The organism is Allofournierella massiliensis (genome assembly GCF_964241245.1).
Taxonomy (GTDB): Bacteria; Bacillota; Clostridia; order Oscillospirales; family Ruminococcaceae; genus Allofournierella; species Allofournierella massiliensis.
This window is the reverse complement of sequence record NZ_CAXSWZ010000022.1, coordinates 17452-34963: the sequence shown is the minus strand read 5'-3', so window position 1 is coordinate 34963 and position 17512 is coordinate 17452. Positions and strand designations below refer to the sequence as shown.

The 17512-nt window shown below is 54.5% G+C and carries 17 protein-coding genes; 2 read left to right on the top strand and 15 right to left on the bottom strand.

The features are described 5' to 3' along the window. The first annotated feature begins 26 nt into the window (after window positions 1-26). Together ACESYO_RS11670 and ACESYO_RS11665 are read left to right on the top strand one after the other, a co-directional pair. Entirely contained in the window at window positions 27-908 is an 882-nt protein-coding gene (locus ACESYO_RS11670; RefSeq protein WP_373210067.1) for an ABC transporter ATP-binding protein, read from the top strand. Between the two features lie 2 nt (window positions 909-910). Next, window positions 911-1681 (top strand): hypothetical protein, encoded by a 771-nt coding sequence (locus ACESYO_RS11665; protein WP_373210068.1) that lies wholly within the window; start codon window positions 911-913, stop codon window positions 1679-1681. Between the two features lie 194 nt (window positions 1682-1875). Here the strand turns inward: ACESYO_RS11665 and ACESYO_RS11660 are convergent, their stop codons facing one another. From ACESYO_RS11660 to ACESYO_RS11590, 15 genes are all read right to left on the bottom strand, one after another. Beyond that, a complete protein-coding gene (locus ACESYO_RS11660) occupies window positions 1876-2508 on the bottom strand; it encodes a hypothetical protein (RefSeq protein ID WP_373210069.1) in 633 nt (210 codons plus the stop codon). Next, window positions 2501-4936 carry a hypothetical protein gene (locus ACESYO_RS11655; RefSeq protein WP_373211282.1) on the bottom strand — a complete coding sequence of 812 codons (2436 nt, stop codon included), beginning with the start codon at window positions 4934-4936 and terminating at the stop codon, window positions 2501-2503. Before ACESYO_RS11655 ends, ACESYO_RS11660 begins: the two co-directional genes overlap by 8 nt. 35 nt (window positions 4937-4971) lie before the next feature. After that, on the bottom strand, window positions 4972-7089 hold the full coding sequence (locus ACESYO_RS11650) for a hypothetical protein (protein ID WP_373210071.1): 2118 nt from the start codon (window positions 7087-7089) through the stop codon (window positions 4972-4974). A 16-nt stretch (window positions 7090-7105) separates the two neighbouring features. Then, window positions 7106-7330: a hypothetical protein gene (locus ACESYO_RS11645; protein WP_138373205.1), complete on the bottom strand. Its 225-nt coding sequence runs from the start codon at window positions 7328-7330 to the stop codon at window positions 7106-7108. Between the two features lie 82 nt (window positions 7331-7412). Next, window positions 7413-7991 (bottom strand): BRCT domain-containing protein, encoded by a 579-nt coding sequence (locus ACESYO_RS11640; RefSeq protein ID WP_373210072.1) that lies wholly within the window; start codon window positions 7989-7991, stop codon window positions 7413-7415. A 71-nt stretch (window positions 7992-8062) separates the two neighbouring features. Further along, window positions 8063-9433, bottom strand: coding sequence for an NAD-dependent DNA ligase (locus tag ACESYO_RS11635; protein ID WP_373210073.1), 1371 nt, complete (start codon window positions 9431-9433; stop codon window positions 8063-8065). After that, window positions 9433-9753, bottom strand: a complete 321-nt coding sequence (locus ACESYO_RS11630; RefSeq protein WP_191540397.1) for a hypothetical protein — start codon at window positions 9751-9753, stop codon at window positions 9433-9435. Before ACESYO_RS11630 ends, ACESYO_RS11635 begins: the two co-directional genes overlap by 1 nt. Continuing rightward, window positions 9750-9974 carry a hypothetical protein gene (locus ACESYO_RS11625; protein WP_191540398.1) on the bottom strand — a complete coding sequence of 75 codons (225 nt, stop codon included), beginning with the start codon at window positions 9972-9974 and terminating at the stop codon, window positions 9750-9752. The genes ACESYO_RS11630 and ACESYO_RS11625 overlap by 4 nt, the downstream gene beginning before the upstream one ends. 11 nt (window positions 9975-9985) lie before the next feature. Continuing rightward, the gene (locus ACESYO_RS11620; RefSeq protein ID WP_373211280.1) at window positions 9986-10468 is read right to left on the bottom strand and encodes a hypothetical protein; all 483 of its coding nucleotides are present in this window, start codon (window positions 10466-10468) and stop codon (window positions 9986-9988) included. A 64-nt stretch (window positions 10469-10532) separates the two neighbouring features. Then, window positions 10533-12701: a PcfJ domain-containing protein gene (locus ACESYO_RS11615; RefSeq protein WP_373211278.1), complete on the bottom strand. Its 2169-nt coding sequence runs from the start codon at window positions 12699-12701 to the stop codon at window positions 10533-10535. A 25-nt stretch (window positions 12702-12726) separates the two neighbouring features. Then, on the bottom strand, window positions 12727-13272 hold the full coding sequence (locus ACESYO_RS11610; protein ID WP_373210076.1) for a DUF7666 domain-containing protein: 546 nt from the start codon (window positions 13270-13272) through the stop codon (window positions 12727-12729). 11 nt (window positions 13273-13283) lie between these two features. Then, window positions 13284-14258 carry a Cas9 inhibitor AcrIIA9 family protein gene (locus ACESYO_RS11605; RefSeq protein ID WP_373210077.1) on the bottom strand — a complete coding sequence of 325 codons (975 nt, stop codon included), beginning with the start codon at window positions 14256-14258 and terminating at the stop codon, window positions 13284-13286. 73 nt (window positions 14259-14331) lie between these two features. Continuing rightward, entirely contained in the window at window positions 14332-14583 is a 252-nt protein-coding gene (locus ACESYO_RS11600; protein WP_058963802.1) for a hypothetical protein, read from the bottom strand. A 10-nt stretch (window positions 14584-14593) separates the two neighbouring features. Beyond that, window positions 14594-16372 (bottom strand): YodL domain-containing protein, encoded by a 1779-nt coding sequence (locus tag ACESYO_RS11595; RefSeq protein ID WP_373210078.1) that lies wholly within the window; start codon window positions 16370-16372, stop codon window positions 14594-14596. A gap of 38 nt (window positions 16373-16410) precedes the next feature. Continuing rightward, complete coding sequence (locus tag ACESYO_RS11590; protein WP_373210079.1) at window positions 16411-17487, bottom strand: hypothetical protein; 1077 nt, start codon at window positions 17485-17487, stop codon at window positions 16411-16413. Window positions 17488-17512 lie beyond the last annotated feature (25 nt).

The following is a 17512-nucleotide window of genomic DNA, read 5'->3' as shown; positions in this document are numbered from 1 at the left end:
CCATATTTTAAGAAAGGGTATGAGGCATGGGAAAAGACTATTTGTTACAAGTGCAAAATGTAACGAAAAGGTATGGAGATAAAATCGCCTTGAATGATTTTTCTATGGATATATGTCCGGGCGAAATTGTTGCACTGATTGGAGAGAATGGTGCTGGAAAAACAACGCTATTAAATATCATTTGCGGATACTGCAAACCAAGTGCCGGTCAAGTGCAGTATAAAGGGAAAAATATCGTTGCAACCCCATTGATAACACGGGAATTTGGCGTTTTGATTGAACCGCAGTTTTTGGATTATATTTCTGCGGAAGAAAACCTACGGTTGCTTTCGCAACTGACTAACCAAAAACAGGACACACGGATTAAGGAACTGCTGGAAAAGACAGAACTTTATAGCAGCCGTAAAAAGAAAGTAAAAGAATTTTCTTTTGGTATGAAGCAGCGGCTCGGTCTATGTCAGTGTTTACTTACAGAAGTCGGCTTCCTAATTTTAGATGAACCCTTTGTTGGCCTTGATCCAATCGGCAAGGAGCTTTTCAAACGGACCATTTTGGATATGGCACATAACCAAAATGTGCCGGTATTATTTTCAAGCCATGATTTAGATGATGTAGATGAAATTTGCGATAGAGTGGTTATGATTTCAAAAGGCAATAAGCAGTTAGACCAACCCCTCGAACATAAGCAGACCTATACCGTCAAGATCGAATGTACGATTTCTGATGATATAAAGCGGTCACTTATGGAAAAATGTGGCGAATTGCGTTTCTTTGAGGATAAGATTATGTTTCAGGACGAAACACTTATTATAGATATTCAGAAGATATTGCTGCAAAAAGGGCATTATATTTGTGGTTTCACTGTCCAGAAAAATAATCTCAAAAGCCTGTTTGGAATGGAGGGATAAGAATGAACACTCTTGCAATTATCACAAAAGTAGAATTAAAAAAACTATTCCAAAGAAAAGATTCGTGGCTCATGTTTACAATTTTGCTTGTGCCAATTTTATATTCCGTTGGTTTAGCTTCTAATTCAGATGTTATCACATATACGGGCGCAGGCAATATAACAGCCATAGGCTTTGCCAGTGCAATGTTTCAGATGAGCCAGTCTATGTTCATTTTCAATGTGATTTTATCTGCAATCGTTGGAAGAAGTTTAGCGTCAGAAATTGAGAATAAGAGTATCCGCTTGTATGTAAATCGTATTGGTATCCGAAAATTGATTTATGGAGGCAAGGAATTAGCACTGTTGATTTTTTCCGTATTCATAGACATTTTACTGGTTTTAACGAGTATCGCATTTTACTATGCTGTGCTTATTCACAATCCTAAAGTTGCAAGCGGCATATTCTATGATAGTAATGTGGGTATGGAAATTGTGCAAATCGTTTGTAACTGCATATTTTGGTTAACAACGATTTTTCTTGTAATGCTAATGGCAACAAAGCTGAAAACTCTTGTATGCGTGGGTGTGTATATGATTCTGTATATCATAATGAATTTGATGTCTTATATAGATGGAATAAAATACCTTTCGCCATTACACTATATCGTTGCAGCTTCCTCAAACAACTCACAATTCATGTTCTCCACAATACTATTTTCTATTTATGCTATTTGTGTGGGGATATTGTTTACACACATTGGTATTCGCAAGATTGAGAAAATGGATTTGTAAAAGAAGTAGCAGAGCCAACCAACCAATGCTTGAAAATGATTCCATCATTGATAGTTCAGCCCTATTTTCCGGTAGAAAAACAAAGAGAGCCAGCATGACGCTATTATCAATAGAAACGCAAAAATACCGCCGGGTAGAAGGAAAATCCCTCTGCCCGGCGGCGCTGCGTTTGTTACACGAAATCAGCGTACTGTTTAGGTATGTACGCTGTACTGGGCCTTTGCCAAGTCCTCGGCGCTATTCAGGATGATGCCGCCGCAAATTCCTCTACCATAAGGCGTGTATTCTTCAAAAAAGAAGCTGTAAGGCTGGCCGTCATCATAAATGACGATCTTTTCTGTGCCGCGCCACTGGAAATGCCGCCCCAGGACTCGTCCCAGCTTGCGCCGGAGAACGGGGCGCCGGGCAACCTCATGGAGATTTTTCCGGCTGTGGAACTCATAACGAGGCATGAGCATTTCCGGAACGGAAAGGTGGCGCCACTCTGCGCCATCCATATCCTCTCCGCTTTCCACGAAGGCATGGAATGGCTCATAGGGCAGCCGGATCGTCTCGCTCCACCCTTGTACGCCGCCAGTACAATCTTCCCGAAGCCAGGTGAACCGGATCTCCAGCATCTTCATGCCATCCGGTCCCTGCGTCAGCCACAGAACGGCAAAGGAACCGCAGTCACTGGAAATCAGCCGGTTTTTGGGCTGCTGCTCCAGCTGCTGAAGCTCGCTGCGCAGGATAGCAAACCAGAAAGGGGATTTTCTCCCCCAGGACACCGTGCGGATCGACAAGAGTTCCTTATCACACCGTACTTTTGCCATTGTGCGGTCATTCATAAGATTCATCCTCCTTCTGCGGCGCTGTCATGCGCATCGCCGCCTGTTCTACGAGGAAAACAGCCCCCGTATATTGCTCTTTATGGGAAGTCACCGCGGCGCCTCCCATAGAATCCAGATACTGCTGTCCATTTTTGGACTTGGAGATATACACATAGAATTGGCTGCCGACATACTGATCGCGGTCATAGCAGCCCTGATAGCACCTCGCCAGCACGGCGACGGCGCCGATGGCCGCCGCTTTCTGCGTCACCAGGGAGACGGCCATCCTCATTGCGGTTTCCGCTTCTTCATCGTTCAAACCGGAAGTGTAAATGCACTCCAAAAACAGGATCAGCATTTCATCGCCGGCTCCCATTTTGTCCGCCGGCTGTTCCTGTGCCAGATCGGCAAAGGAGAAATCAAAGTCCGCGGGCCTCTGGAACGCCCCTTTCGTCAGCCGGATGCAGGCGCGGGCCACAATGTCTTCACCTTTCCAAATCAAGATCATCTTCTTGTTGGAGTCGAAGGCCGCCAGCAGGCAGTCCCTCTGGCTCCCCGTCCAGCAGGAGAGGCAGGTGCTGTGGGGCAGTTCGCCCAGCCGCATCGTAAAGTAGAAATCATCCGCCTCTTCCGCAGAGAACGGCCCCCGCTCCAGCGTGAGATTGCGTTTCCAAGCTGCCTCCTGCACCTCGCTGATGGGATAGCGGATCTCCCGTTGCAAGTCGTCGGCAAAATATTTCAACGCATAGAATTGGCCCATCAGTTCGGCCTGTACGATCCTTCTCAGGGCCTCGATAGCCTTGTCGTTGCCCTGCAGGTAATCGTATAGAGAGCGCACCATTGCACTGCCGCCGCGCAGCAGGAAATTGGTGACCGGCTCCCTGTGCTGCTCCACAAATTCATCGGTAAAGGAAAACCTCTGTTTCAAATCGAGCCAGTCCTGGTCCATCGTCAAAACAGAGGCGCGAACCTGCGCCCAGTTCTTCTGTCCGGCAATCACCGCCTCATTGTTGAGCGCAAAGATCGCGTCCGCCTCAGATTGAAGCTCCGGGATGAACACCTGCAGCTGCTCATACCTCTGCAGCAGCCGCATGGCCGTCCGCCGGGTCAGGCTGCGGATGTGTCCAAAAGTACCCCGATACCACTCACTGAACGGCTTTTCCAGCAGGCACCGGGCAAGCTGTTCCAGTTCCTGGTCTTCCATGTGGCGGCTGACCAGCCCATATTTCAACAGCTGGCGGAGGGTAAGCAGGCGCCTGTCCACGGAAAGGGGCGTCAGCATGGCGTAGAGCCGGACATAGATTTCATCCTTCCGCCACAACAGCCACATTTCCTCAAAGGTGTACTGCCTGCCATCTTCCAACAGGTCGAAGTAGCTGCTGCCGCGCTCTACGGTGTCACACGCCTGCAGGTTCCTGGCCGTGAGGCTGTTGAGGTTGCAGTGTTCACAGAACTTGTCCTCAAACAGCAGCGCATACCGTCCCAGCGAAAGGAACAGCTCGCTGTGCTCGCTCACCAGATCCAGAAAATGCTTCTTCCCATGCTGTACCGCATAAGTGAGGATGGGGAATTGATGGCGTCGGATGGCGCTGAAGTCCAGATGGAGCCTGCCGGAGTACAGGACGTTGAGGTAGCTCAGGTCATTACGCAGGATCTCCTGCCGCTGTTTTTTGTCCAACGGCGCTGTGCGTGAGATAAACCAGTTGAGGTCATACTGCCCCGCATGATTTTCCAGCCACTGCTCAAAGAAGGCGTCGAGGTCTTCGGTGTCGTATTCAAAGGCGGCCAGCAGACGGCGGAATTTCATCACATCGGCCATCTCTACCCAATGAAGGTCTTTGATCCGTTCCGCGTCCAGAGCCAGTGTCACCCCCTGCCGGTAGAGCAGCGTGAGAATCCGCTGGAGCGGCCGGTTCTGTTCCAGCAGTACCAGCGCCGCGTGCTCATCGTCGTGCCAGTTGAACAGGTACGGGCCGAGAAATGGCTGCCGCATCATGTCCCTCTGTGCGTCTGTTAATGTGGGCAGTTTCTCCCGTTCTGCGGCCGGGAAGGCATTGAGGTTGTCGATGATGGCCTGTTCTTCTTCCTCATACTTGATAAACGGCAGGTAAAATTTCATGTAATAAAGCCGCAGGGACGGAGGAAGATCTGTGACCGCCGCTGCCAGCACCCACTCTTGGGGATACTGCGTCAGCTGCTCCCCGCAGGCCGCAGCCGACTGAAGCATACTGGTGATCGCTTCATCATTTGCCGCATGGTCGCACAACGCCCGGTAGAGCATGGCAAATTCCGGCGTCCGAACAAGCTCCTTCTGAATCTGCGCATTGTCGTCTCCGGCACGGAGCCTGTCCTGTAATTGAAAAGTTTCCACCCGCTCGCAGGTCTGATCCAGGGCGTCCTCCGGGAATTTTCCCGTCAGTCTCGGTTTCAGGCCGCTGTTTTCCATGCGGGTGAGCAGGGATAAATGCTTCAATGTGTTGGTCATGCCGCTTCACCTCCTACGATGGTTTGCACCATTTCCAATATCTCTCTGCGCGGCCGGGGCTCGTATATCACAAGGCCACCGCACAGCTCAAAGAATTTCTGCATTTCCTGCGCTGCAAGGGCCTGGGCGCAGCCTGCCGGCCATTCCAGCAGTTTTTCATAGACCATATCCAGTGCGGCTTTCCTGTCCTCGCCATAATAATATCCGCGCATGAACTGGACAAGGGATTCCGCGCTGCCATCATAGCACCTTGCCAGTTTCTCCTGACGCTCCATGACCTCCTGCTGCCGTTGGCGCTCTTTTTCCTGTTCTTCCTGTTCAGCTGCGGCTTTTCGCTCGGCCTCCATTTCTTCCTTGGAATAGAACCGTTCCTTTAACTGCTCCGCCTCGTAACCATTGCAGGCGTCACGGGCCAGAAGCTGCCGCAGTACAGCCGCCAGCAGCGGTTTGTCATAGATGCGCTGCACCTCCGGGGCCTTTAGGGCACAGAGGACAAACGAATCATAGTATTCCGGCTCCGTCTGAAAGAAGGAGGCATCGATCCAGTCATAAATCTCCCGGTGCTGCTCCGCCGTAAGGAACGGACGGTCCATAGATAATCTGTATGACTTTCTGCTGTAATAGCCCTCCTCCCGGATGAAACCTTTGTGGAAATAAAAGCCGTTTCCAAAAATCCCTTGAAGCTGTGAAAAGGTGTACTGGCTGAACAGTTTTTGCGCGAACCGGAAGCACCTCCAGCTGGAGATTTTCAGCGCGTATTCCTGTAAAAGCTCCAGCGGATGGGCACGAGTCCCGTCCTCCTTGTGCTGCTCAAAAAACTGCCACAAATCGATCTCCTTCCGCTCCACCAGCAAAGCGAAGCTGCGAAGCGTATGCCAATGGCGCTCGTTAAAATACTCAATATACTCCGCACCAGTCAATGCCTGATACCGCGTAAGCCAGCGCCGCAGCGGGATCGCCGCACGGGAGCGGAGCATCTGCTCGGTAAACAGTTCCGCATACTCTCCCTTACTCAGCCCGCTTGCCAAAATGTCGTATCGCGGATTGAATACATCAAAGCGATAGGAAAACTGTCTTTTAACCGTTTTGTTCATCCAGAGGATGGTGCGGGGCGCTGTGGGTGCAAGTCCCATCTGGATGGCCGCCCAGAGATCCTGATACCCCTCGTACTTGACCTCAAATTTCTGGTAAACCAGGAACAGCCAGCCGATGTACGCATAGATCTCTTCCGGCTGTCCATCCGGACAGTTCAGCAGCATACGGACACAGGCCGCTGCAATCTTTTCCGCCGTGATCCCTTTGGACAAAAGCCGGCCCGGTATCCGGTCGGCCCACACCGCCAGGGAATTTGCCAGCGTGATCTCTTCCATGCTGTACCCGGCAGTAAGCAGAATCGAAAATTCCCGGCTGTCCGGTTTCATGTTCATATAGGGCAGCTTCAGCAGTGTCCGCACCACCAGGTCGGTCTTGCCGCGATAGCGTTTTGCCTCTTCGGCATAGAAACGGATGAACCATTCCAGCACGCCAAAGTCCCATTCCAGAGAGAGCGTCCGGTCCGGCCCAAACAGCCGCGTCAACTGCGGCCGCATGGCCTGATAGCCAGCCTCCGGGTCGTCAAACAGGGAGAGCACAAACAGCGCCTCCTCCGTCCTTGCATATTCTCTGGCGGCCAGTGCATCCAGCCGTGCGCGGCGCTGGGGAGCGTCGGTTTCCAGCAGATAGAGCGCACCTTGCAGGTAAACATCTGTCCCGGCAGTCCTGCGAAGTTTCTGAATGAAATCATTTCGCTGATTGCCTACAAACATTGTGTCAGCCTGACACTGGCGGGTGTAGCCCAGGGCCAGTGCAAGAGCGCGGAGAATGCGCATATCCGTGCCCAGCTTTTCCTCGAACCGCTCCAATACTTCACCGGGGTAACGCAGGCTGTAAGTTTCAAAATAGCCGGAAACATTCTGATCTCTCTGCCAGATCTGTCTCACTTCCTGCTGACGGTAAAGGATTCTCACCTCATCGTCCTGCGCCATCTGTACGATCAGTTCCGCAAAGGCATGATACAGCGTAAGGTCAATGACCTTCTGGTAGGCACTGTATGCCGGTATGATTTCTTGGTTCACAACATTTCCCTCCTTTTTACTGCGGCCAATGCCCGCCGGTAGAATAGTTCCATTCAATCGTCCCGTCTTCATAGATTTGGGGGCCGTGTGCGGCCAGGCTCCAGCCGTCGGACAGCCTTGTAAAATAGGCTACCGTTTCCCACGGGCAGCTGCCCTCCACAAAGCCGGTGCAGCGGTATTGCTTGTCATTGCGGTTGGTGTAAACGCGATTGACAACGGGGACAAAATAGTGTTTCTCCATTAGCGTATCCTCCCATAAAAAGCATAGGGAGAGGGCCTCAGACAGCCCTCTCCCCATTGTCAAACTTCGATGGCCCGGCGAATTAAGCCACATTGGCCATGCGGAAAAATTCCTCCGGCGTCAGCACCGTAATACCCAGTTCCCGTGCCTTGGACAGCTTGCTGCCGGCCTTCTCGCCGCAGACCAGGTAATCGGTCTTGCGGGTCACCGAACTGCCGGCCACCGCCCCCAGCGAGGCAATCAGGCTGTTCATCTCGTCGCGGGTGTAGGGCTCAACCTTTCCGGTCACCACAATGGTCTTGCCGGAAAAGGGATTGTCCGGATTGACGGTCTGGTTGTCGGTCTCCGCCGGTTTCTGAATGTTCATCATCATCTGCAATTCCTCCCAAATACAGAAATTTTCTTCCTCGTTGAACCATTCCTGAATGTTGTTGTGCAGCGTCTCCCCAAAGTCCGGGAGCTGCCGGAAGTCATAGCCTCCATAGACGGCATCCCGGAATTCATCCAGGCTGCCGTGAAATTCCCGGCAAAGGGCTCTGCTGGCGGTATTGCCGACCATCGGGATGTCCATAGCGATGACATACCGCTCGAAAGTGGTGTTGCGGCTCTGCTGGATGGCGTCCCAAAGGCGCTGCCAGGATTTTTCACCAAAGCCGTCCATCCGGATGATCTCGTCCTTATGCTGGTCCAGGCGGTAGATGTCCAGATAGCTGTGAATCCAGCCGCGGCCGATCAGCTTTTCCAGCGTTCCCTCCGACAGCCCTCAATGTTCATGGCCTTTTTGCTCACAAAATGGACGAACTGCTTGAGGCGCCGGGTTTCGCAGGCGGCATTGTCGCAGAACAGGGTCCTGATGATCCGTTCCTCGCCGTCTTCGCCGCGGCCTTTGGTTTCGTGGATTCTGGTCGGCTCCCCGCAGCAGGGGCACTGGTGTGGGATCACGGCATCCAGGGAAAAATTGCCCCGGTCCAGGTTTTCCTCCACATGGGGAATGATCATGTTCCGCTTGCTCACCAGGATACGGCAGCCCGGCGCCAATTCCAGATCCTCGATAAAGGACAGGTTGTGCAGGCTGGCTCTGGACACCTCGCAGCCGTCGATCTCCACCGGCTCAAAAATGGCAACCGGGGCGATCTCGCCGGTGCGGCCAGGCGTCCATTCAATCGTCTGGAGTTTTGTCTGGAACAAGTCATCCTCAAATTTGAAAGCAAGGCCGTCCTTGTAATGATGGCCTGTGCGCCCGCAGCTTTTGGACAGAGCGATGTCGTTGTAGGTGATAACGATACCGTCGATGGGAATATCGGCGTCTGCCGCATACTGCTTGAGCTGCCGGATACCGTCCTCGGTTTCCTCCTGCGTCAGAGGACGCTTGGTGATCATGTACTTACAGGGCAGAAAGCCCAGTGGCCGCAGCGCCTTGAGGCGCTCCGATTTGCGGGGCACTTCCTCCATACCCTCCAGCACATTGAACGGCATGAACATCAGGCGCCGTCCCAGGCAGGCCCCGGCGTCAAACAGCCGTACCGAGCCAGCCGCCAGGTTGCGGCCGTTCTTATAGGGTTTCCCGTCGCCGTCCACCAGAGTGGTTTTCAGCTGCTCAAAGTCGCTGGGGCGGATGAACGCCTCGCCGGTGACCACCAGACGGTCTTCGTATTGGATATTTGCCGGAATTCCGCTGATGGCGCGGGTATTGTGGGTCACGATCTCTCCCACATCGCCGTCGCCCCGGGTGGCCGCCTCCACCAGCTTGCCGCCCTCATAGGTCAGCTTGATGGTCAGGCCGTCCAGTTTGAGCATGAACATCACCTGATGCTCACCCATAAAGCGGCACAATTCCTCCGTATTCTTCACTTTGTCCAGGGACAGCAGCGGGATCGGATGATTCGTTTTTTCCAGCTTGCTGACCGCCGGGTAGCCCACGGTGCTGGTGGGCGAGTTCGCCATCTGGATGCCCGTTTGTTTTTCCAGGGCCTGCAGTTCCTCAAACAGCCGGTCATAGACAGCATCGCTGACGCTGGGGCTGTTGAGGTTGTAATACTCATTGCGGTAGCGGTTGAGCCGGTCGGTCAGTTCCCGCTGCCTTTTCATCAAATTCTGGTCCATCAGGCCGCCTCCTCTTCTAAAACACGGAACGCCATAATCAGCGTCTCCGCCGTATGTTCACCATAGGTGTACGACTTGCACACCCCATCTTCAAATTCCCAGGTACGCGCGGCCCCCCACCAGAGGATGGCGCCGCGTCCGTCATTTCCCGCATTGATTCGGGGATCAGGCGGGTTCAGCGTTTTAGTGTAAAATCCCTGGGTGTTGACCCATGTGACCTCCCGCAGCTGCCCGATGCAGGAAGGGCGGCAATGGCCGGTAACTTCCAGACGCACGCCTGGCCGCAGTGCGCGCTTGAGCTGATTGAGATTTTTGATCATGCGGCACCCTCCTTTCTGCGCCTCTGGCTATCAGAAGCATACCGCCCAAAATTCAGTTCCCGGATGATGCTCTGGATCGTCTCATCATCATCCCATTTTGTGGAGAGGACGGCTCGTTCCGGTCCTTCTCCCACATGAACGCTTACCTCACTGCCATAAATCTGCATCAGCACATCAGGGCGTTGGGCGCAGACCACGGCCAAATTGCCAAGCTGTTTCATTTTTTCTCCTTTCACGCCGCATAGAGCCAGACCACAACCGGCCGGCTCAAGTCGGCAACCACATAATTTTTCCGCACATGAACCGGGCGGAAATTTCCGTCAAACTCACATTCGGTACTCTGTTCAATACGCCCGTCGTTCTGGGCCAGATGTTCCCGGTAGAGGCGCAGGATACGCAGGCGCTCTTTGGGCGTGTCACTCTCTCTGCACCGAAGATTGGAGCAATACACATACCGATGCGGCTCGTCTTTGAGAAGAAAGCCATAGGTCATGTACCGCCGGCACTTGTGTTCCCGCTCCCGCTCGATGTGCTTTACATAGGCTACACCCGCCTTGCCGCCTTGGGTCATACAGAGATAGCCCATTTTCCGACGCTGTTCACCTGACAACGAGATCTGCTCCATTTTCTGCCCCGGCAATCCTTTAAAAGCCCGGAAACTCTCAGGCGCATACCTGTAACCGCGTATCTCGTACTCAAATCGTTTTCTCCCCATCTAAGACCTCCATTCTATAAAGTGGGCCGGACGCCCCGAAGGACGCCCGGCCGTTGAACCTGTCTCACGCGGCAGCAGGGAGTGCCTGCGGCTGCATGACTTCCGTATTTTCCATCAAATCGGCCAGCAGCACCTCTGCCAGCAGATGGCCGGCAAGATGCCCGGTGTGAATGATCACACGGTCTTTCTGCATCTGGATGAATTCCTCCTTCCGCAGCTCACGGCTCCGCTCAGCCAGCTTCAGGTCGCGGCCGGTAAGGCGGGCCGCTATGACCTTCTGCCATTTGAGCAGAAATTCCGTCGCCTGTTCGATGTCCTCATGTTGACGGTCAAACAGGGTGCGCTTCTGCCGCACGGTACCATCCGGCTCGATTTCCAGCGTGTAATAGGGGTCTTCCGGTTCCTCCGTCCGGCGTAGGAACATGATGAAGCTTTCCCGGCGTTCCATGCGGTCATAGTACCGCTCGCCGGCGCCATCATTGCCGACACAGTGATGAAGCATCCGCCCCTCTTTGATGATCTCGAAGATGTTTTGGGGCGCGATCACCGTGTATTCTTCATCGGTGTAGGCATATTTTTTCTGCAGCTCCATGCAGATAGCATCGACATGGGGATATTTCGCCGCCATTTTCTCTGCCTGTTCCTCCAGACTCCCAGCTTCACTCTGGAGAACCAGCTCATCGTGCCGCTGACGCAGTTTGCGTACGCGGTAGACGATCTCATCACTGGTGTCATAGTGCAGCCGTTCTGCCATAGCAAGATAGTCCTGCCAGGTGGTCAGCGCCTGCTGGCAGCTGCCATCAAAATACTGTTTTTGCCGCTGCAAATAATTTTTGATTTGAACCAGGCTCATGCGGTCTGCAATAAACAGCAGATCTTTTGCGCTGATCCGTTCCTTTTGGAACCAATGCAGCATTTCATCAGGTATGCGCTGGCCCGTCTTTTTTTCAAGCTGCAGCCAGGCCAAGGTCTCTGTGTCTCCGTCCAACTGGCGCAGGCGGCGGAATTTCTGGGCGTCCAGGCCCAAAGCGCGGATCAATCCCGGCTCGTCCGGATGCAGCACCAATTTCCGCACATTATCGCAGAAACGGAAGCACTCCGCTGCCAGCCGGGGAAGTCCAGCTTTCCAAATCTGCTCCATCTGGGGAAGCCGTTTCCAAACCGCCAGATATTTTTCGGGGTCGGTGTCCGGATGGCTGCGTATCCACTCGGCCAAGCCGGTATGGCGAAGTTCATTTTTCTCCAGACTGGGCAAAGTTTTCCCGTACACCCGGCCGGCCTGATCGCCAGCATAGGAGTAATAGCAAGGGCTCCCTGCGATCCACCGTGTTTCCCGCTGGCAGTACATTCCCCAGTAATAGGAACGGACCTCGCCGCTGTGGTCATAAATCGAACGCCGGAACTCATGCCAATAAGGCTCGCTGTGTGGCAGCCTGTCCTTTCGGTAGGTCCTGTTCGCCCAGAATTCCCGGATAACAAAACCATCCTTGCACCGCTGGATCAGATAGGCATAATACTTATCTGTTTGGAAATAGCCTGCGCGTCCCAATGCCTTGAACACCACAGGATGCCGGCAGCGGGTACAGCGTCCCTCTTTGTTGTGGTAGGGGTGCCCGGAAATGGGCACCTCCTTCCCGCAGAAGGTGCAGTAGCCGGTTTTTGCGCCGCCGCGCTTGTAGTGGTAAAATATAAAATTTTCCCGCACGGCCACCTTGTCGGCCCAACGCCTCCAATCTTTCGGCAATTCCGGAACCTGCGCCAGATCCTGGTCCCACGGGTCGGTAATCCGTTTGTGGCGCCGATCCAGCTGCTCATCCCGCACATTCCGTTGAAAATCGAGAATGCCGAGGGCGCCACCGCGCTCGCCGGAAAAATATGCCTGCACCAGATCCTCGTCCTCTTTGCCAGCCCAGCATGTGGTGTAGTAAGCATCACCAGGCCATTCCAGCCGATCCAGTTTCGCGTCACGCCATTTCTTTTCTAAATGGTCATAGGTGAGAAACTGGCGATTTTCTTTGTCAAGGAACACCTCATAGGCGGGCTTGTCCCCATCCAGGCGCAAGTGATCAGGCAAGTAGAAGGCCGCTTTGAGGATGCCGTCCTGGATCACGCAGTTCATATACAAACGATACTTGCGGATCATGCGCGTATGGCCCCAGTAAGTTTTTTCCTTCTTGGGCTCGTCCGCTATCGCCACTTCTTTCATCTCCGGCGATGCCGTCAGCATCGGCATCGCCAGAAGCATGGATTTCTTCAATTTAGTTCACCGTCCTTCTTTCAAGATTCGCACCATACCAGACATTCGGCAGGAGCGTCTTTCCATCAATGGTAGCCACCACGATCTGCTGGATGCTGCCGGTGGCTGGGTCCTCCTTGGCAAAGGCCAATACATCACCCTTCCGGCTGCCCTTGGCTATGGGATCGGCGCCGCGGACTGCCGCATAGCCGCTCCATGCTTCAGCTTTGTCCTTCCGTACATGTTCGTTCCACTTCCGCTTGGGGTGGTCTGCCATAAAGGCAAGGCCGTGGAGGAACAGTTCTTCTTTCGTCAGCCGTTTAAGGACAGTCAGCTCGGTACAGGAGATCTTGGAATCCACTTCGTCCTCGTCGATGTCCCCGCCGGCGTTGACGATGTAGTATTCTGAATGGTCTACATCGCCGTAATAGCTCAGGCAGTCCAGCGGGTCCTCCGCACAATGGAATCCATTTTGGCGGCAGTTGGCCTTTTCAGTCACATTGAGGCCCATCTGAAACTGATAGCCAATGCAGATCATGCCGGGCCGAAAACCTTTATACGCAATCATACTCTGCCTCCTCAGCCGGCCTTTGCCATGCCAAAATCCATCAGCGACATCTGGCCGTCGGCAGCAGGCTCCTTTTCCGGCGCCGGCTTGGGCTCCGGCTTTTTCTTCTCGGCAGGCTTTTTCTCGGCTTTCTTTTTCTTGGAGGACTTCACGGAAGACTTGCCATAGTAGGGGCGGGGGACAAACTTTTCTTCCTCCTCCTGATCCTCCTTGGCATCCGCATCACGGAAGTAATCCTCGGACCACTGATAGCACAAATCATCCGGAATATCGCAGCCATACCCTTGGCTGCCCTGTCCCGGCTGGATGCCGTTTGCTTTCAATTCGTCCTGAATGTACTCCCATGCCTTGCGGCTGATGTACTGGAAGCAGTGGACCATTGTTTTCTTCGGGTGCATGGTGAGACGGGCAAATGCCGGGTCTTCCAGGCACTTGGTCTGGATATACTCCGACACGCATTCCTTCATATTGCGCCGGGTCAGCTTTTCCACATCGCCGCTGACCCGCTGCATGGAGGCAGCCACCACCTCATCATCGCTCATGGCGGCCAAGCGGTCCATCTGCTCCTGCAGGGCCTTCTTCTTTTCCGCCTGTTTTGCCTCCCACTCAGCCTTCCGTTTGGCTTCGGCGGCCTCATGCTCGGCGCAGCGCTTTTCCTCGTCAGCGTCCACAGTGGGGGTATCGGCCTTGGCAGGCTCCGTCTGACCCTCATCGGCATTGTCCTCCTCATCGGTTTCTTCTGCGGGAGACTCGGCCTCGTCAGGCTGTTCCAGCTCTTCCGGGGCCTCATCCAAATCCCCGTCGTCCTCAAAAGCAGGCTGCGGCGCCGGCTCTGCGGCAGGCGGTGCAGGCTGACGGTCAGCCGGCGGAACCGGCAGCTCGTCAAAGCTCTCCCCGTCCTCAAAAGCGCACTCGCGGGTGAGCGAGGCGGCAGACGGTTTGCGGCCTTCCTGCATATCCAGCGACATTTCCGAAAAATATCCCATAATAAACTCCTTTCCGTTGACAAAAATGGCATGGATCAGGATAAAACCTGTTCCATGCCATCGTTTACCTGTGTCACAGCACATAGAGTAGTGTGCTGAAGCTGTCGAAACAGTAACATATCACATTGGGATACTGCTCCGACCATTTTTTGATCCTGTCCTGCACCTCCTGGGCTTTCCGCTGGGCCGGTCCATTCCACGGCGGCGGAACCGTCACCGTAAAATATCCCTTATCCGTGCGGGGCCGCACATCAGCGTTCAGATGGGCGCATTGTTCCAGAAGCGCCAGAAGCTGCCCTCTCTTCGTCTCATTTACAACAACCATTGAAGCCTCTTTATGTCCCTTCTTTGATGTCCTTTTTGGCAAGCATGGGTGAAAACTTGACCTGCGGAAATTCATGCTCCCCATTGACATAGTAGTAGACCCTTCGTGGAGAATGGTCCAGTTCTACTACATCAGAGAGCGCCATTGGCCGCCCGTGGCAGCCTTCCGGCAGTTCCTCCCGGCAGTCTGCAAACAGGCGCTTCAAAATCTCTGCGTCGCTTTGTTCCACCGGGCAGTAGACTTCGCCAGCCCCGACCATGCGGTACATGGCGGCGGGCGGCTGTTCATAGCCGGCCTTTTGTAACGCCGCAAGTTCCTTGAAAGCAAATGGGATGGCTTTCTGCTCGTCCAGTTCCAGCTGATAAAGCACAAACCTCTGTTTCCGCCGCTGGGGTTCCAGCAGGGCGCCGAGGGCATCCCTGCCTTGCCGCAGGAAGGTTTCATGTTCCTCTCTGGTCAAGCCCAGATATTCCGTCAGGCAGGTCTTGTTTTCAGCCAGGTGCTGCCATAGTTCGATGCAGTCCTCAATATGCGCCAGCTCACACAAGCCGCGGAGGTACTGCGCCTTAAAACTAAGTCTATCGATCTCCTTTCTCCGTTGATTTTCCCGGCGAAGTGCCAGCTGCCAATCGTCAAATCCCTTATAGTTGGGATTCCAGGTCAGCCTCCGGCAGTTCATGCCATACTTCCGGGCCGTCAGGTAAATTTTCGACGCCCCGGCCATCGTCATTTGATTGTTGTACTTGTCCATATCGTGGGCTTCAATGATTTCCTCCGTGCCGTTCTGCGCCAAAAGGGCAAACAATGGGTCCAGCGGGCTGGTGTTGTTGGCCCCGGCAATCGCGGCAAAGGTGCGCCCGGTCAGACAATGGGAAATATCTGCTTTCAGCAGCCCCTCGATCACATAGACCACCCGGGCGGATGGGTCACCGATCAGATGTACCGGGCTGCCGGAGCCTGTCCCGTCTGTCTTCGAGGAAGAGGAAAACCAGATGTACTTGGCCCCCGGTTTCTCCGGCGGGTCATCTTTGTGTTTCAGCGGCACATCCAGCATGATCTGAAATCCCTGCAGCCGGCCGTCAAAACCTATGGCGGGGATCAGGATGCCGGAGGTCTTCTTATAAAACGCCATTGTCCAATGGCCGCTGTCGTCCCGGTAAAATCCGGGTACGCCCTGCACCCTGCATCCCTGCCTGATCAGCCGGTCCGTGATAGAGCGGCATAAGAAGGGCGGCGGGGTACTCTTAAAGCCCAGCGCCTCGATTTGTTCATCAGACAGCCCGCGCTTTGGTGAGCGCAGATGTTCCCGATGGGCCGGCCGCAGCGTAAGCTGGGCCAGCAGCAGGGATAGGGTCTGATGGATCTCGGCCGGGCTGGCTTTGTCCGACTGCGGCACAGTTTTTCGCTCGGAAGAAGAATGACCTGCAGCGGCCGCCCGGGCCCCCGGAGATGGGGACCCGGTGCTGACCGGCTGCTGTTGGGCTTCATTCCCGGAGCGTGCGTGTTCCTCATGGGTATTGTCACACAGAGCTTCTGCAATCTCCCAATAAGCGTCAGAGGTCGTCGTGTGATTGAGTTTTGCGTACAGCGCCAGCATTCCGCCATGTTCGTCACAGTGATTGCACCGCCAGACATTTTTGACGAAATTGACATTCATCCGCCCGCGGCGGTCGCCGCAGAACGGGCAGTCCACATAGACGCTGTTTGCCTGCTGGCGCCTGACCCGCAGGTGCAGCAGTTCCACAACTTCCATGATACCGAAGGGAAATTCATCCGGGTACGAGCCCATCTGCCATTCCTCCCTTCATGCCCTCGCCGGCGGCCATATCAGCCGGCCTTTTGAAGCGAATTCAAAACCAGCTGGGCGGCAGCGCGGACCATGTTGTTCTTGCTCTTGCCCGGAATCAGGTAATACCGCAGATTGACAGGCCGCTTCTCAGCCACCTGGGCAATCGTCATACCCTTGCAGATGCCATCGTCTACGATGACCTGCTGGGCCTGTTCCAGCGTCATGACCTGCAGAATATCCTCCATAGGCGTGTCCTTCGTGTAAGAGGGGGTATCCACCGCTCCGGCAGCGCCATCTTCGGGCTGCAGCGGCTCGGCGGCAGGTTCGGATTCCTCCGTGTGCTGGACCGGCAGCTCCGTTACATTGCCGCGGACGGGCAATTCATCCGCCTGTTCATTTTCAGCCGCCGGCTGTTCCGTCTTTGGCGAAGCGTCAACCGGGAGCGTATCGAATTTCTTCGCCGGCTCCACCGGCAGGTGCTGCTTCACCGGTTCCGAAGCAGTGTTTTCCTTCGGCGGGGCCGTTGTCGCTGTTGCCGCCTTTTCGCCCTTAAACGCCCTCTGCGGCGTTTCAACGGGGCGGGCAGGGGATTTCCCCTCGGCAGGCGTATCGCCTTTCTGCGGGGCGCTGTGGGGCTTCTGCGGCGGTGTCGTGCATGCCGCCGGCCCGGCAGGCGGTTCTGCGGCCTTTTTGACAGACGCTCCGGCGCTTTTCTCCATCAGATCGGCCTGGGCGCCGGCGCTGATCAGCTGGATGCCAAAACCGGCGTCCGTAAGGGCCTGGCTCAGCGCCTCATTCTGGGCGGCTTTCACGAAGTCGCGGCTGTCCTGGGTAGTCTGCTGGGCCGTGCTCATACTGAACGGCTCCGCGTCACTGCGATCCAGGAACACCTTGGCCTCAAAAATCGCCATCTGCTCCGTGATCCGTAGCGCCGTCAGACGCATATGGCCGTTGGGATGGGCCATGCGGAACCAGAGTTTCTGGTAGGGCAGATCCAGCTTCAGGGTGTCCTTGGTGCGGCGGAGGAACTTGAGCGGGTCAAAGCCCGGCACCTTGTTCAGTTCTGCGGCCGCAGGCACGGTTTCGTACATCGTTTTCGTATTGTTGTCGTTCATGTCATATACTCCTTCCTGTGTAATA

Bases quoted from the DNA above. Each gene is read 5' to 3' on its own strand.
- ACESYO_RS11595 (WP_373210078.1), bottom strand. From the start codon at position 16,372: ATGGGCTCGTACCCGGATGAATTTCCCTTCGGTATCATGGAAGTTGTG.
- ACESYO_RS11665 (WP_373210068.1), top strand. From the start codon at position 911: ATGAACACTCTTGCAATTATCACAAAAGTAGAATTAAAAAAACTATTC.
- ACESYO_RS11645 (WP_138373205.1), bottom strand. From the start codon at position 7,330: ATGGAGAAACACTATTTTGTCCCCGTTGTCAATCGCGTTTACACCAAC.
- ACESYO_RS11610 (WP_373210076.1), bottom strand. From the start codon at position 13,272: ATGATTGCGTATAAAGGTTTTCGGCCCGGCATGATCTGCATTGGCTAT.
- ACESYO_RS11670 (WP_373210067.1), top strand. From the start codon at position 27: ATGGGAAAAGACTATTTGTTACAAGTGCAAAATGTAACGAAAAGGTAT.
- ACESYO_RS11640 (WP_373210072.1), bottom strand. From the start codon at position 7,991: ATGGACGGCTTTGGTGAAAAATCCTGGCAGCGCCTTTGGGACGCCATC.
- ACESYO_RS11635 (WP_373210073.1), bottom strand. From the start codon at position 9,433: ATGGACCAGAATTTGATGAAAAGGCAGCGGGAACTGACCGACCGGCTC.
- ACESYO_RS11655 (WP_373211282.1), bottom strand. From the start codon at position 4,936: ATGGAAAACAGCGGCCTGAAACCGAGACTGACGGGAAAATTCCCGGAG.
- ACESYO_RS11625 (WP_191540398.1), bottom strand. From the start codon at position 9,974: ATGAAACAGCTTGGCAATTTGGCCGTGGTCTGCGCCCAACGCCCTGAT.
- ACESYO_RS11620 (WP_373211280.1), bottom strand. From the start codon at position 10,468: ATGGGGAGAAAACGATTTGAGTACGAGATACGCGGTTACAGGTATGCG.
- ACESYO_RS11600 (WP_058963802.1), bottom strand. From the start codon at position 14,583: ATGGTTGTTGTAAATGAGACGAAGAGAGGGCAGCTTCTGGCGCTTCTG.
- ACESYO_RS11590 (WP_373210079.1), bottom strand. From the start codon at position 17,487: ATGAACGACAACAATACGAAAACGATGTACGAAACCGTGCCTGCGGCC.
- ACESYO_RS11605 (WP_373210077.1), bottom strand. From the start codon at position 14,258: ATGGGATATTTTTCGGAAATGTCGCTGGATATGCAGGAAGGCCGCAAA.
- ACESYO_RS11660 (WP_373210069.1), bottom strand. From the start codon at position 2,508: ATGAATGACCGCACAATGGCAAAAGTACGGTGTGATAAGGAACTCTTG.
- ACESYO_RS11615 (WP_373211278.1), bottom strand. From the start codon at position 12,701: ATGCCGATGCTGACGGCATCGCCGGAGATGAAAGAAGTGGCGATAGCG.
- ACESYO_RS11630 (WP_191540397.1), bottom strand. From the start codon at position 9,753: ATGATCAAAAATCTCAATCAGCTCAAGCGCGCACTGCGGCCAGGCGTG.